Raw genomic sequence first — 14356 nt, 5'->3', positions numbered from 1 at the left:
TTGCGAGGATTCACATATCCCGAAATCCGAGTCGATTACATTGGGGTTTCCAGCCTGCACGGCGAGCTGCCCGACCGGCCAGAACCGTATGAGGTCCGCTTGCGCGTCGCGGCACGCAGCCACGATCGCAAGGCAGCCGAGGCTGTGGGGTTTGAAGTAAGGACGTTAAACGTGAACGGACCAGCTGGCGGTGGGGGCGGCACCAATACGGTGCGCCAAGTCATTGGCGTTAAATCCTTGCTGCTGCCGCGCGAGCACGTTCGCCCGGAAATTGTCATGAACGGAGGATCAGCATGACCAAAGTCTATGAACTGGGGCATTCACGTGCCGGCGACAAGGGCAATACATCGAATGTTTCGGTTATTGCTTATGATGCTGCGGCTTGGGAGCGATTGCGTCGCGACTTGACCGTCGAACGAGTTATGCAGGCCTATCAGCATCTGGTTGGCGGACCGGTGACACGATACGAACTGCCGAAGCTCAGAGCGCTTAACTTTGTGATTGAAAACGCACTGGGGGGCGGCGTGACGATTTCACTTGCCATGGACGCTCATGGCAAGACGTTGTCATATGTGATGCAGGATATTGATTTGCCGAAATAGGGAAAAAATCAAGTCGCTTAGCCAAAAAAAAGGAATCAGCCTTGATCCGGCCACGCGGTCATGGCTGTTTCCACCACTTTTTCAAGGACATCGCGTGGCACGCCATCCCGCATCTGTATGGCCAGCCCGTTCATGAGCGTTGCATAAAAACTGGCGAGCGCCGAAGTGTCCACCTTGTCCGAGATCTCTTTTTCCGCCTGCGCTTTTTGTAGCCGATGGCGGATAGCCTCGTAGTTTCCCTGTCGCAGTCCCTTCAGATAGTCGTCCACATTGCGATGTTCTTCGGCGCAATTGGCTGCGCCCAGCACCACCAGGCAGCCGTGGTTTTTGCTCTTGTTGGATACTGCGCCCAATGCCTCGCGCAGCATGACCTGGATGGCGCGGCGTGCAGTGGGCTCTTCGCGCAACGCACGGGCTGTCGCGCTACCATCATGGGCAACGTAATATTCCACGGTTTCCCTGAACAGACCTTCCTTGCTGCCAAATGCATTGTACAAACTGGGCGCAGGGATTCCCATGGCGGCGGTCAGGTCTGCCATAGACGTGCCTTCATAGCCATGAGCCTGAAACAGCTGCATGGCGGCGCGCAAGACGGCGTTTCTATCAAAGGAGCGGGGGCGGCCTCTGGTAATCATAATTAAATTTTATAACGATTGATCAAAAAATCTGTTGACGGCGGATGCTCGTTCAAATTACGATTATATAACGATCACTAAAAAATGGAATGGATATGTCGCTACTCACAGGAAAAATCGCGCTGGTTACCGGCGGCTCGCGGGGAATCGGCGCAGCCATTGTTCGTCAACTGGCGAAAGAAGGCGCGCAAGTGGCCTTCACTTACTCAAGTTCGTCCCAGGCGGCGCAAGACTTGGTGGGCGAGATCGAGGCCTTGCGTCGCAAAGCCCAGGCCGGCGCAGAACACGGCGCGCAGTCGGCAACATTGGCGCTACAGGTTGACAGCATAGATCCGATTGCAGTGCAAAAGGCCGTGTTGACCGCCTTTGAGCATTTCGGGCAACTGGATATTTTGGTCAATAACGCTGGCGTCTTTGAACTGAAGCCGACCGGCGAGTTCACAATGGAAGACTACGAAAGGCAAATGGGTGTCAATGCGCGTGCCGTCTTCGCGGCTATTCAGCAGGCTGCGCGGGTCATGGCCGACGGTGGGCGCATTATCAATATCGGCAGTAACCTGGCTGCACGGGTGCCCAGGCCGAATATGTCGCTATACGCCATGAGCAAGGCTGCGGTGTGGGGACTGACCAAAGGCGCAGCGCGCGACCTGGGCCCGCGTGGGATCACGGTCAATATCATTCAGCCGGGATCGACCGATACCGACATGAATCCGGCCAGCGGGCCCCACGCCCAGGAGCAGCGCAGCTTGCGCGCCATCCCCAGTTACAATACGCCCCAAGAGATCGCCGCCATGGCAGTTTACCTGGCCAGTGACGCCGCACGTTCGATTACGGGCGCCAGTATGGTAATTGATGGCGGCGCCAATGTCTAAGATCGAAGCGCAACACAGCATGCCAGTCATTGTTTATTTTCTGGCCATGGCGATTTTTGCCCTGACCACGTCGGAATTCATGGTGGCGGGCATGATGCCTTCGCTTGCGCAGGCGTTGGACGTATCGGTGCCTGAGGTTGGTTATCTTATCTCCTATTACGCAGCGGGCATGGTGATTGGCGGGCCTGTCTTGATGCTGGCTCTACTTAACGTGCCGCGCAAGCGCGCATTGCTGGTGCTTATCGGGGTATATACGGTGGGCCAATCGGCCGCCGCAGCCGCAATCACATATGAAATCATGGTGGCAGGGCGCATATTGTGTGGCGTTGCTGCATCGGCATGTTTCGGCCTGGCGCTGGCCATTTGTGCCCAGATGGTGCCGCCGGGCAAGATGGCCAGAGCCGCGGCCATCGTGATCGGCGGACTGATGTTTGCCACTGTGTTTGGCGTGCCGGCTGCAACGGCCCTGGAGCAAAACTTAGGCTGGCGCTTTGTGTTCTGGCTGGTGGCGGCAATGACCGCTGCATCCGGTGTGGTGCTGGCGATCACGCTGCCAGCCTCGCGTATTGCACAGCGGATCAGTGCGCGGGCAGAACTGGCCTCGCTCAATAACGGTCGCCTGTGGGCCGCATACGCTACCAGCGCCCTGATTATCGGCGCAACCTTTGCGGCCTTCAGTTACTTTTCCCCGATTCTGCTGAACGTGAGCAGGTATGACGCCTCAACCATCCCGTTGCTGCTTATGCTTTACGGCGCCGCAACGGTAGTGGGCAATTTCGTTGTCGGGCGGCTGGCCGACCGCCATACCATGCAGGTTCTGTTCTGGGGACAGGTTCTCTTGACAGCAGCCTTGATTGCATTCGCACTTTTCGGACAACTGCAGCCTGTCGCCCTGGGCGCTTTGATACTGATCGGGCTGACTGGTGTTGCGCTGAATCCTGCCATGGTGACACGCGTGATCAAGACGGCAAATGCGAGTCCGCTTGTGAACACGCTGCATGCCTCTGTGATTAATATCGGCCTGTTCGCCGGCTCTGCGCTGGGTGGTTTGGGCATCAGCCTGGACTTTGGCATGCGCGCCCCGCTGTGGGTAGGAGCCGGGTTGGCGGTGATCGGGGTGCTGAGTGTGGTGCCGTTGGTATTCAGGGAAAAGGTCAGTACAGAAAGCATAGAAGTAGCGGGGGCGTTGCGGTCGGAGTGCGCATAGCGATGCAAGTGAGTCAGCTCGATTTTGACAGATCGACGATCCGTTTCCATTTGGCTGCTTCGTCGGGCATCTGCCGGGCAAGTTCCTGATAGCCCACGACATCAGGAAAAATAATCTGTTGCTTGCAGAATGTTTTGTACTCTGAAGAATTCGCAATTTGGCTGAATTCATCCGTGAGTAATTGCAGGACAGGTTCAGGTGTTCCTTTTGGAGCCACGAAGTCCAGCCAGGACGATAGTTCGAAATCGGGGACACCTGCCTCTTGCACGGTAGGCACGTCGGGGAACTGTTCCCAGCGTTCTTCTCCCGTCACTGCCAAAAGCCGCAATTTGCTGCTTTGGATCAAGCCTAGCAATGCGGGTGCCGTTTGAGTCGTAAATGTTATTCGGCCAGCTGCTACGTCCGTGGTCGCAGTGGTGGTAGATTTGTAGGGCACGTGTTGCGCTTTGGTATGGCTCATGTGCGTGAACAGCACTGAACAAAGATGTGCTGTACTGCCAATCCCCTGGGAGGAATAGGTCAGTTCGTTTGGCTTTTTCTTCATTGCCTGGATCAGGTCATCTAACGTCTGATAGGGAGACTCTGGCGCCACGACGACGCCCAAAGATACCCTGGCGACTCGCGTAACTGGCGTAAAGTCCGCCCTGGCGTCGAATTGGGCAGTACCCGTCGATAACAGGGGCAACAAGTACATCGGAATTCCTGCAAGCATGAGCGTATAGCCATCAGGCTGGGTTTTGGCTGTGCTGGCATAGGCTATCAGCCCGCCGGTACCTGGCTTGTTTTCGACCACCACGGGGGTCTTGAGCTTTCGTGACAGGGGTTCGGTGAAAAATCTTGCAGCTACGTCGATGGAAGTGGCTGCCGATGCCGGCACTACGATTTTTATAGGCCGGGAAGGATATTGCTCTGCGTACGCTGTGGTGCCCAGTCCAATCATTGGGAGAGCGCCGGCTGTTTTCAAAAATGTCCTTCTATCCATTTTCATTATATTGTCTCCTTTGGTGTGTTACTGGCATGTCGTGTCATAGCATCATTCTAGGGATTGGATTTACGTTGTATATGGCACGAAACTGAAAATGTGTTTTGCATAATCAGGGAAGCTGTCGTATTTCCTGCGTACTCTCATGGCCTTTGCGTATGGAGCAAGATTGTTTACCGGGAACATCACTAGTTCCAGCTCGCCGTCACAACTAGAATTTCCTGACGGCGACAAGCCTGGGTAGAAAAGAATCCAACATGCTATCCGGCTATCCCAGGCTCTGTCGACGCCACTATACAGGAGCACAGATGCAAGATGACATGATCCTTGATCGAACCCGGCTGATCGAGAATACAGATATCGTTCGGGATTGGCTATCGCGTTTCGAGGCCTCGCTATGTGCCGGAGATCGCGAGCAGCTTCTTGATCTTTTTGCTGCGGATAGCCATTGGCGGGACCTGCTGGCTTTCACCTGGAACATTACGCCTCATGTTGGCGCCCAAGAGATTGTCCAGGGCCTGCTTGAGGCCCAAATGAGCGCGCATACCAGCATGTTTGCGTTGGATACAAACCGCACGCCACCGCGCCGCGTCACCCGGACAGGCGTCGATGTTATAGAGGCGATCTTCGGGTTTGAAAGCCGGGTCGGTCGGGGCCACGGCATCGTCAGAATCCTGGCAGATCAACCGGACCGGGCGTGGGTCCTGATGACCTCTCTTGACGAACTGAAAGGGTATGAAGAGCCTATCAATGGGCGTCGTCCCAGCGGGCAGGCATACTCTCGCGCCTTTGGCGGCGAGAACTGGACAGAAAAGCGGCAACGGGAGCGGGCTTTCGAAGACAGAGAGCCTGCGGTGTTGATTGTTGGCGCTGGTCAGGCGGGACTGAGCCTTGCGGCGCGGCTGCGCCTGCAGGGCGTCGATACTCTGGTGGTGGAACGACTGGAGCGTGTCGGGGATGTGTGGCGCAACCGGTACCACTCGCTGGCCCTTCACAACCGTGTTCCCCTTAACCATTTGCCTTATATGCCTTTCCCGCCCAGTTGGCCGCTCTATCTGCCTAAGGATATGCTTGGCAATTGGCTCGAAACGTATGCCTGGGCCATGGAGTGCAACGTCTGGACGGACACCGAGTTCAAGGGCGCCAGTTACGAAGAAGCAGCAGGGCATTGGTCGGCGCGCGTTCAACGGCGCGGCCATCCCGAACGGCTCCTGCATCCCCGCCACATTGTTTTCGCAAATGGCATCGTGGGAAAGCCCAAGCCGGCGCGTGCCCCCGGCCTTGAGGATTTCGCAGGGCAAATCCTGCATACGCACGACTACCGTGACGGTTCTGCCTGGAAAGGCAAGTCGGCGTTGGTGCTGGGCGTTGGTACAAGTGGGCACGATATTGCGCAGGATCTGCACGCTCACGGCGCAAATGTCTCGCTGATACAGCGTGGTTCCATTACGGTGGCAAGTGTCGAGGCTGCCGGAATCAATCATTCTCTTTACTACAACGAAGGCCTGCCGTTGGAGGACTGCGATCTGATTGCCACGGCAAGTACCTATCCTTTGCTAGTGCGTGGCTACCAGTTGGCTGTCGAAAAAATGCTGGAAATGGATAAGGCGCTTATCGCAGGCCTTCGAGCCAGGGGTATGAAATTGGATATTGGGGAAGATAACACCGGGCACCAAATGAAACTGCGTCGCCGCTTTGGGGGCTACTACCTCAATTGCGGTTGCTCGGAACTGATCATCAATGGCCAGGTCGGGCTGATCCAGTACGAAGACATCGAGCGCTTTGTCAACAGCGGGTTGAAAATGAAGGACGGGCGCATTTACAAGGCCGATCTGCTTGTGACGGCCACAGGCTACCAGAACCAGAACGAGGTGGTGCGCGAGTTACTGGGCGAAAACATAGCCGATAAGATCGGGCCGGTTTGGGGGTTGGCCAAGGATGGCGAATTGAGCAATATGTTTCGACCAACACCACAGCAGGGGCTGTGGTTCATGGGTGGCGGGCTTGCACACGCGCGCATTTATTCTCAATACGTCGCGTTGCTGATAAAAGCGAACGAAGTCGGGCTTATTGCGTAACCCCAACAGCGGTTCACTAAGCATGAAAGGAGCAGCGATGCTTGATATGACAGGAAAGGTAGTATTCGTGGCGGGCGCCGGGGCGGCCGGGCCGGGATGGGGAAATGGCAAAGCGACGGCAGTGTTGATGGCCCGCCAGGGGGCGCATGTATTCGGCGTGGACAGGGACGACAGTGCGCTGCAAGGCACGAATGCAGCCATGCTGGATGAAGGACATGAAAACTGGGCTTGCAAAACCTGCGATATGACAGACAGCGGGCAAGTGCAATCGGCCGTTAGTGACTGTCTGGATCGGTTCGGGCGCATTGATGTGCTGGTCAATAATGTGGGCGGGAGTGCACCGGGCGACCCGGTTTCGATGCCAGAGGAGGCGTGGGATGCACAGATGGAACTGAACTTGAAAACGGCGTTTCTTGGATGCAAGCACGTTTTGCCTATCATGGAGCGACAATTCAATTCGGAATCAAGGGGAGGGGCAATTGTGAACCTGTCGAGCATCGGTTGCATGAGTTTTCAGGATCAAGGACGGGTGAGCGTGGCGTATGCTGCGTCCAAGGGCGGCGTGCTTTCCTTTAGTCGCGCGGTCGCGATCGCTTATTCGCGCAAGGGAATCCGGGTCAATACTGTCGTTCCAGGCGTGATGGACACGCCCCTGGTCTCAAACCGGCTGGTCACGCAACTGGGTGTAAAAGATACCCGGTCATTTATTGAAAAACGTCACGCCAGCGTTCCTGTGGGCAGGATGGGAGACGCCTGGGATGTGGCCCATGCTGTGCTGTTTCTTGCCAGTGACGAAGCGCGATATATCACTGCGACGCAACTGGTTGTCGATGGCGGCATGACCGCAGCACGTCCCACTACTTAGAATGATCAGGAGAACTGTATGCAACGCCTTCCCATGCTGGATCCATCTGAAATGTCTGCGGAGCAGGCTGCTGCCTGCGAGGCGGCGCGAACGGGGCCTCGGGGCAAAATTCCCGCTCCGATGATCGCCTGGCTTCGCAATCCGGAGCTGGCGCGGCGCGCCCAGGATCTGGGTGCCTTGTTGCGTTTTGATACGTCATTGACGCCCAGATTGACAGAGCTGGCCATACTGGTTTGTGCCCGCCACTGGACGTCACATCACGAATGGACCGCACACAAGAAACTGGCCTTGCAGGCAGGACTGGAGCCTGCCACTATCGATGCAATTGCAGACCACCGTGCACCGGCGTTTACCGAGGTGAACGAGAAAATCGTCTATGTGATTTCACGGGAGGTGCTCTCTAGCGGCCAGCTATCGCCCACGCATTACACCGAGGGTATTCAGGCGCTGGGAGAACGCGGCCTGGTAGAGCTGGTTGCGATACTGGGCTATTACTGTCTGGTATCGATTACGCTCAATTGCTTTGAAATAGGTCTTCCAGAGAGCCGGGCGTCCGAGCTGGAGCGCCCGGACTCCAGCGAGGCCGGAGTTCAGCCGTGAACGGCCAGAAGCAGTCCCAAGAAGGCACCTGTCGGTCCCCTGTTGCCCGTGAGCTCGCACTCGATCCGGACCAGTTGATTATCGATGCTCACCACCATTTGTACGACAGGCCCGGCATCCGGTATTTGCTAAATGATCTGCTCACCGATATATGCAGTGGGCATGATGTCCGGGCAACGGTCTATGTGCAGGCGCGCTCAATGCTGCGGGAACACGGGCCCGAAGCGTTCAAGGCTGTTGGCGAGACGGCGTTTGCCCATGATGTTGCCCTGGCCTGCGATAAGGCGCCCCCTGAAGTGCCGCGTATCTGTGCTGGTATTGTCGGATACGCCGACCTGACACTGGGCGAGCGGGTCCGGCCCGTACTGGAATCGCACATGAGCGCCGGCGGCAATTATTTCAAGGGTATTCGGCAACCGCTGGCATGGGACAAGGATACTGAACTGCTCAATCGTGCCTACCCATCCCATCCGGGATTGCTCGACGATAAAACCTTTCGCCGGGGGTTCGCACAACTGGGCCGCTTTGGCCTAACATTTGACGCATGGCTCTTTTTTCATCAACTGCCCAGGCTGACCGCGCTAGCACGGGATTTTCCATCGATTTGCATCATACTTAATCACTGTGGCGGCGTGCTGGGAACACGAGGATACGAAGGCCAGGCAGCGCTGGTGCGAACCCAGTGGCTGCAGAATATGCGCGAACTGGCTGGTTGCGAAAATGTGACGGTGAAGCTGGGCGGGCTCGGATTGCCGATGACGGGACTTGGCTGGCCAGGTCATGGTGGTATGCCGGCCAATTCGCAAGCGTTGGCCGATATCTGGCGACCTTGGATCGAGCCATGTATTGAGGCTTTTGGTGCAGCGCGTTGTATGTTTGAAAGTAATTTTCCGGCAGACCGAGGCTCCCACAGTTATTGTGTGGGCTGGAATGCGATGAAGCGAATTACGCAGGCTGCGACACCCGATGAAAAAGACCTATTGTTCTGGCGCAATGCCGCCCGGATTTATCGTCTGGCAGACGTGAGCAAGACGATCACGCAGACGCCTGCGATTCAGGACCAAACAGCTGCACCAAAAAGTCGATAAAAACCCGCACTTTCAACGGCAGACCGTGTCGATGGGGGTAAACAATATACAATGCCGTGTCCGTTTCAGTCGGGTAGGCTTCATAGTCTTCCATGACTATTTGCAACGACCCTTCCTGCACCGATTTGCGAACCATCCACCCCTGCAACATGACCAGCCCCAGTCCCTGTTTGGCGCCTTCCATGAGCACCACGCTGTTGGGCGTGCGTAACTTGCCGGTTACCGGAATGACAAAAGACTGACCATCCTTCTGAAAACGCCAGTCTTTCAGGTAGTTATGCTGCAAGTAGACCAGGCAGCTGTGCTGCAGCAGATCGTCGGGCTTGCACGGAATGCCATGGCGCTGCAGATAGGCCGGACTGCCGCATATCACGCGCCTGCTGCTGCTCAGGTTTCTTGCCACCATGCTGGAGTCTTCGAGTTTGCCCAGCCATACCGCGACATCAATGCCATTGGCAAGAAGATCGACACGCTCATCGGTCAGGGTGATATCAATTTCAATATCTGGGTAGCGGACGAAGAACTCAGACAGGGCCGGTACGATGACTTCTGTCCCCGCTGAGGTACGGGCATGAAAGCGTATGGAGCCACTGATCGTGCGCTGATAGGAGAGCGCTGTCCTTCTGGCCAGCTCCAGCTGCTTCAATGCCGGGTCAATTGATGTCAGATAGGTTTCCCCTGCTTCGGTCAAGACCAGGTTGCGAGTTGAACGTTTGAACAAACGTATTCCCAGGGACTCTTCCAGCGCGTTGATCTGGCGTGAGACCGAGCTCGTTGACATATCGAGCTGGCGCGCCGCCTCGGAAAAGGTGCCCACTCTGGCTACCCGGGCGAACACCCGGATTGCAGCCAGCTCATCCATCTGAGTCACGCATTTGCATCAGCCGATCATAGACCCGGCGCTGCACGAGAATGCCTTGTTCTTCTCTGATGCTTCGCTCTCGTTGTGACCGTTCTGAAGGGATGCGGATCTCGTCCACGCCGTCCTGCCTGGGCAGGTCTTTTATCGATTGCAGGAGTTCCGACAACTGGGCTTTGAACTCGGCCGCCGGCATTAATATTTCAGGGTCAAAGGCAATAAAAAGAAAGCCAAAGTCAGATACCTTACCAGAGCGTCGCCTGGCGCCTGCAAGCAGGCCTAGCGCCTGGATGGCTAGCGATAAGCCATACCCCTTGTGTCCGGCAAACGGAACCACGCCGCCTTGAACAATCGCTTTGGCGTTGCGGGTTGGGCTGCCATTGGCGTCTACACCGACTTCGTCGTCGAAGTCTTTCTCCAGGAAGGCATGCAGCAGTACTTCTCCCCACATGGTCGCGCCCGTACCCATGTCGAAAATAAACGGGTCCTTTTCACCGGGAAATGCAAAGGCGATCGGATTTGTGCCCAAAGCCGGGCGCTTTGCGCCCATCGGTACGACCATCGGGCTTCCGCTCACGGTATGGATTCCGACATATCCGGCACGGGCTATTTTTTCCAGGTAGTAAGCGTTACGACCGCTGAACCAGCTATTTGACACGCCGACAACGGCAATGCCCGACTCTCGCACTTTCTTGATCGCCAATTCGGCGCCGGCGTTGACCGAAATATAGCCGACATGGTTTCCTCCGTCCAGCAATGCCGAAACCGGTGTTTCGTGGATGACTTTGACCGGATAACGGGGGTTCTTCAATTCGGGGCTGTCGGCAATGGCAAGGATACGCGGCAAGCCGGCAAACTCATAGCCACACAGGGAGTTGTCTACAAGATGGTGAGTGATAATGCGGCTTTCTTCTTCGGTGTAGCCGATGCCTCTTAGCGCCGCCTCTCCCAGGTGCACAGCCTGTTGGGGCTGCAGGCGAATTTTCTCAGGTGTATCCGCATCAATTAGACGCATGTTCGATGTCTCCTGGTTCTATTTCTATATTAAATACGATTATATAGTAGCTTGCTGCGGTACCGTCGCAAGCAAGTCATGGCCCGATTGTAGGCAGGACAGGCAGAGCAAACAATGCAGGGTGCCGGATATGACTTTTGCAATATTTGCAAAGACTGCACAGGCAGGTTGAACGACAGGCGCTCAGGTGCTTGTTGCCTGGCCATGTCAATTACGCTACTCTATTCAGAATCGACCCGTCGCAGAGCGTGGCTGAGCTTCTCTGGTTTGCCATTTCGCGCACTAATGTGCGTCTTATTCGATTGTGCCATGTTCACGGTAAGTGCGTTCGTGTGAAGAGCGCCCTACATCTCCCGCTTTGCATCCAGCAGCAAAGAGAATCGGCCGCTGGGATGCAAAGTAATACTGATCTGCACAACGTCGTCATGGCTATCGATATACCGCCGGATCACTTTCAAGGCCGGAGCAGGAGAGGGGGTCTGCAGGACGGTCTCCAGCTCTGCCGGCAAAAGGATGGAATCAATTTCCTGACTCACGGCCTTGAGCGTAACGTTGAACTCTTCCTCTAATATTGCGCTGACCAGAACGTCTGGTTTTTCCTTGATCCTCTCAGCCAGTAAGGATAAATCCAGGCCGGCTAGTACGACATAAATATCGGTCCAGCCAATTGGCAATTTATCACCGGCCTTGCCATATCGCATTGTTGATATTTTCAGGGCATGCAGGCCGGGTTCGAGTCCCAGATCCGCAGCCAGTTGTTTGTCCAGTACAACCTGTTCCATCCCTTGCACCGCTTTTTTGTTCTCGTTGCTGAACTGCACCAGATCGTTGATTGAATCGAGCCGATGCAAGTACATGTTTTGCGGCATCGCAGATTCTACGCGTGTGCCCAGTTTTTTTGTACGACTGACAAACCCCTGGCGCGCCAGTTCCGCAATGGCAGATCTGATGGTCTGCCGGCTTGCGCTGTGCATGGCCGATAACTCAAATTCTGTTGGCAACAGGCTGCCGATTCCGTACTTGCCGGAGACGATGTCCTCTTTCAGGCTGAGCGCGATTTCGTTGTATTTCGTCAGTTTTTTCATGCTCGAAATTATACGGGCAATTGAGCGAGTGAGGGTTATTACCGATATTTAATATGTACGTACATAATATATTATATTAATATGTTCGTACATAATGGAAATAACCTCTTATGTTGTCTGCTTCTGCCTCCACTGTTTTTGACTCCCTGCTGTTTCGCGATACGTTTGGTACGCCAGCCATGCGCAACGTATTTTCTGATGCCAGTCTTATTCGCAAATACATTGCGGTTGAAATAGCCCTGGCAAAGGCGCAATCACGCCTGAATGTGATTCCGGCAACGGCCGCGGCCGAAATCGAAAGTCGAATAAAGTTTGAGCAGCTCGATTTTGAGCGGCTTAAACACGAAACGGAAAACGTAGGCTATCCCATTTTGCCGCTGGTGACGCAGCTTGCCGAGCAATGCGAAGAAGCGGGTAAGTACCTCCATTGGGGGGCAACCACCCAGGACATTATGGACACCGCCAACGCATTGCAAATCAAAGAGGCGCTGGCTCTGGTTGAGTCGGATATTCGTGCACTTCGAACAATCCTTCAGGAGCTGGCTTCTACTTACAAAGACACGCCGATGGCAGGGCGCACGCATCTGCAACAGGCGCTTCCCATTACGTTCGGCTACAAATGCGCCATCTGGCTTGGCATGTTTGATCGGCATGAGCAACGCTTGCGCGAACTGAAGCCGCGTGTGGAGGTTGGCCAGCTTGCCGGGGCAGCAGGCACGCTGGCCTCGCTGGGCGACATGGGGTTGCAAGTACAGGCAGAAATGATGCGCGAACTTGGGCTGGGCATTCCGGTGACCACCTGGCATGTTGCACGAGACAATTTCGCAGAAGCCCTTAATTTTCTCGCGCTGGTGACCGGCTCCCTGGGCAAAATTGCGCTGGATATCATGCTGATGGCATCGACCGAGTATGCCGAAGTGTATGAGCCCTTCGTTAAAGGACGCGGGGCAAGCAGCACCATGCCGCAAAAGCGGAATCCAATTTCAAGTGAAATTATGCTGGCCTGCGCCAAGGGCGTGCGACAGCATGCCGGGCTGATGCTCGATGCGATGATTCAGGATTTCGAGCGGGCGACCGGCCCCTGGCATGCCGAGTGGATCGCCATTCCCGAAAGCTTTCTGCTTACGGCAAGCGGGCTGGCCCAGGCACGTTTTGCGCTGGGCGGTCTGGAAGTGGATGCCGCGCAAATGCAGAAGAACCTGGGTATTTCCAAAGGCCTGATTGTGGCCGAGTCCGTCATGATGGCATTGGCTGCCCATCTAGGAAAACACCAGGCCCATGAGGTTGTCTACGACGCCTGCCTTAGGGTCAACAGCGGTAGCCAGACGCTGGCCGAAGTACTCATGCAAACACCGGCCGTCACACAACACCTATCCGACGAGCAGATCCACGCCTTGACCGATCCGGCCAATTACCTGGGACAGGCACCAGAAATGGTCGCTCATGCCCTGAATGCTTCAGCACGTATCTGAACGCCAATAAGGAACCTGTTATGAAAACGACTCATCTATTTATCACAAGTGTGGCAGCACTAATTTGCAGCAACCCATCTTTTGCCCAGTCTTACCCAGAGCGGGCGGTAACCTGGATCGTTCCCTTTGCCGCAGGCGGACCGACCGATGGTATGGCGCGGATGGTTGCCGCAGAAGTTTCGAAAGAGTTGAAGCAGCCCATTGTTATTGAGAACGTCGGTGGGGCCGGCGGGCAAATTGGTGCAGCGAAGGCCTCGAACGCCAAACCTGACGGCTACACGTTTCTGGTGGGGCATTTTGGTTATATGGCCGCCGCCCCTTCATTGTACAAAACAATGAAGTACGATCCTATTAAGGATTTTGACGCGGTGTTTCGCTTTCCCGATACGCCACTGGTGCTGTTGGTGGGCGCGGATTCGCAATACAAGACCGTGGACGAGATGATCGAGTTTGCCAAGGCAAACCCGGACAAGATCAATTTTGGCAACGCAGGCGTTGGCTCCAGTTCTCACCTGGTGGCGGAGTTGTTTGCCGCCAAGGCAAAAATCAAAATCACGCAGGTTTCCTATAAAGGCGCTGGCCCGGCGCTGAACGATGTAATGGGTGGTCAGGTTGACGCCATGTTCGATCAAACCAATACTGCCTTGCCCCAGACCAAAGGCGACAAGATTCGGGCACTGGCTTTGACGGCATCGCAAACCATGTCGCAGTTTCCCGATGTGCCGACGATTTCAGGCACCATGCCCGGCCTGGAGGCATCCACCTGGTATGGTATTTATGCTCCAAAGGGAACACCACGTGCCATGATTGATACCACCTATAAGGCTTATCAGAAAGTTATGCAAAACAAAGCCTTCACCGACAAGATGGAACAACAGGGAATATTTTTGTTGCCAGAGAAAAACTACGCGCCGGATGCGTTCCAGGAATTCACCCAGTCGGAAATCGGCAAATGGGCCGACGTTATCAAGCAGGCCGGCATCGAGCCTCAGTGAA

The 14356-nt window shown here is 55.4% G+C and carries 14 protein-coding genes and 1 pseudogene; 10 read left to right on the top strand and 5 right to left on the bottom strand.

Annotated features, from left to right (window positions below; translation table 11 throughout):
• A pseudogene (locus tag INT32_RS19885) lies at positions 1-297 on the top strand (ABC transporter substrate-binding protein); the annotation flags it as partial.
• Entirely contained in the window at positions 294-602 is a 309-nt protein-coding gene (locus tag INT32_RS19880; protein ID WP_100699282.1) for a hypothetical protein, read from the top strand. The pseudogene INT32_RS19885 and the gene INT32_RS19880, both read left to right, overlap by 4 nt.
• A gap of 35 nt (positions 603-637) precedes the next feature.
• Here INT32_RS19880 and INT32_RS19875 read toward each other — a convergent pair whose 3' ends face one another.
• The gene (locus INT32_RS19875) at positions 638-1237 is read right to left on the bottom strand and encodes a TetR/AcrR family transcriptional regulator (RefSeq protein ID WP_100699281.1); all 600 of its coding nucleotides are present in this window, start codon (positions 1235-1237) and stop codon (positions 638-640) included.
• 95 nt (positions 1238-1332) lie between these two features.
• Between INT32_RS19875 and INT32_RS19870 the strand changes: the two genes are divergently transcribed.
• Positions 1333-2109, top strand: coding sequence for an SDR family NAD(P)-dependent oxidoreductase (locus tag INT32_RS19870; RefSeq protein WP_193090430.1), 777 nt, complete (start codon positions 1333-1335; stop codon positions 2107-2109).
• Positions 2102-3316, top strand: a complete 1215-nt coding sequence (locus INT32_RS19865; RefSeq protein WP_226817306.1) for an MFS transporter — start codon at positions 2102-2104, stop codon at positions 3314-3316. Before INT32_RS19870 ends, INT32_RS19865 begins: the two co-directional genes overlap by 8 nt.
• Positions 3317-3329: 13 nt before the next feature.
• On the opposite strand, the gene INT32_RS19860 is transcribed toward INT32_RS19865, so the two are convergent.
• Positions 3330-4304, bottom strand: coding sequence for a tripartite tricarboxylate transporter substrate binding protein (locus INT32_RS19860; RefSeq protein ID WP_100699279.1), 975 nt, complete (start codon positions 4302-4304; stop codon positions 3330-3332).
• 302 nt (positions 4305-4606) lie between these two features.
• Between INT32_RS19860 and INT32_RS19855 the strand changes: the two genes are divergently transcribed.
• Genes INT32_RS19855 through INT32_RS19840 form a run of 4 tightly spaced genes read left to right on the top strand, consistent with a single transcriptional unit; the run spans position 4607 to position 8929 of the window.
• Positions 4607-6376 carry an NAD(P)/FAD-dependent oxidoreductase gene (locus INT32_RS19855; protein ID WP_193090429.1) on the top strand — a complete coding sequence of 590 codons (1770 nt, stop codon included), beginning with the start codon at positions 4607-4609 and terminating at the stop codon, positions 6374-6376.
• A gap of 37 nt (positions 6377-6413) precedes the next feature.
• Complete coding sequence (locus tag INT32_RS19850) at positions 6414-7241, top strand: SDR family NAD(P)-dependent oxidoreductase (RefSeq protein ID WP_100699277.1); 828 nt, start codon at positions 6414-6416, stop codon at positions 7239-7241.
• 18 nt (positions 7242-7259) lie between these two features.
• Complete coding sequence (locus INT32_RS19845) at positions 7260-7841, top strand: carboxymuconolactone decarboxylase family protein (RefSeq protein ID WP_100699276.1); 582 nt, start codon at positions 7260-7262, stop codon at positions 7839-7841.
• A complete protein-coding gene (locus INT32_RS19840) occupies positions 7838-8929 on the top strand; it encodes an amidohydrolase (RefSeq protein ID WP_100699275.1) in 1092 nt (363 codons plus the stop codon). The genes INT32_RS19845 and INT32_RS19840 overlap by 4 nt, the downstream gene beginning before the upstream one ends.
• Here the strand turns inward: INT32_RS19840 and INT32_RS19835 are convergent.
• The 3 genes from INT32_RS19835 to INT32_RS19825 form a co-directional block, all read right to left on the bottom strand.
• Positions 8877-9791, bottom strand: coding sequence for a LysR family transcriptional regulator (locus INT32_RS19835; RefSeq protein WP_100699274.1), 915 nt, complete (start codon positions 9789-9791; stop codon positions 8877-8879). The genes INT32_RS19840 and INT32_RS19835 overlap by 53 nt on opposite strands.
• Positions 9784-10803 carry an Ldh family oxidoreductase gene (locus INT32_RS19830; RefSeq protein WP_193090428.1) on the bottom strand — a complete coding sequence of 340 codons (1020 nt, stop codon included), beginning with the start codon at positions 10801-10803 and terminating at the stop codon, positions 9784-9786. Before INT32_RS19830 ends, INT32_RS19835 begins: the two co-directional genes overlap by 8 nt.
• A gap of 344 nt (positions 10804-11147) precedes the next feature.
• Positions 11148-11888: a GntR family transcriptional regulator gene (locus INT32_RS19825; protein WP_100699272.1), complete on the bottom strand. Its 741-nt coding sequence runs from the start codon at positions 11886-11888 to the stop codon at positions 11148-11150.
• A 110-nt stretch (positions 11889-11998) separates the two neighbouring features.
• On the opposite strand from INT32_RS19825, the gene INT32_RS19820 reads away from it, so the two are divergent.
• Positions 11999-13360, top strand: a complete 1362-nt coding sequence (locus INT32_RS19820) for an adenylosuccinate lyase family protein (RefSeq protein ID WP_193090427.1) — start codon at positions 11999-12001, stop codon at positions 13358-13360.
• Between the two features lie 20 nt (positions 13361-13380).
• On the top strand, positions 13381-14355 hold the full coding sequence (locus INT32_RS19815; protein ID WP_100699270.1) for a tripartite tricarboxylate transporter substrate binding protein: 975 nt from the start codon (positions 13381-13383) through the stop codon (positions 14353-14355).
• Position 14356: the final 1 nt, after the last annotated feature.

This window comes from Advenella sp. FME57 (assembly GCF_014897675.1).
GTDB lineage: Bacteria > Pseudomonadota > Gammaproteobacteria > Burkholderiales > Burkholderiaceae_B > Advenella.
This window is presented reverse-complemented; position numbering and strand designations above follow the sequence as displayed.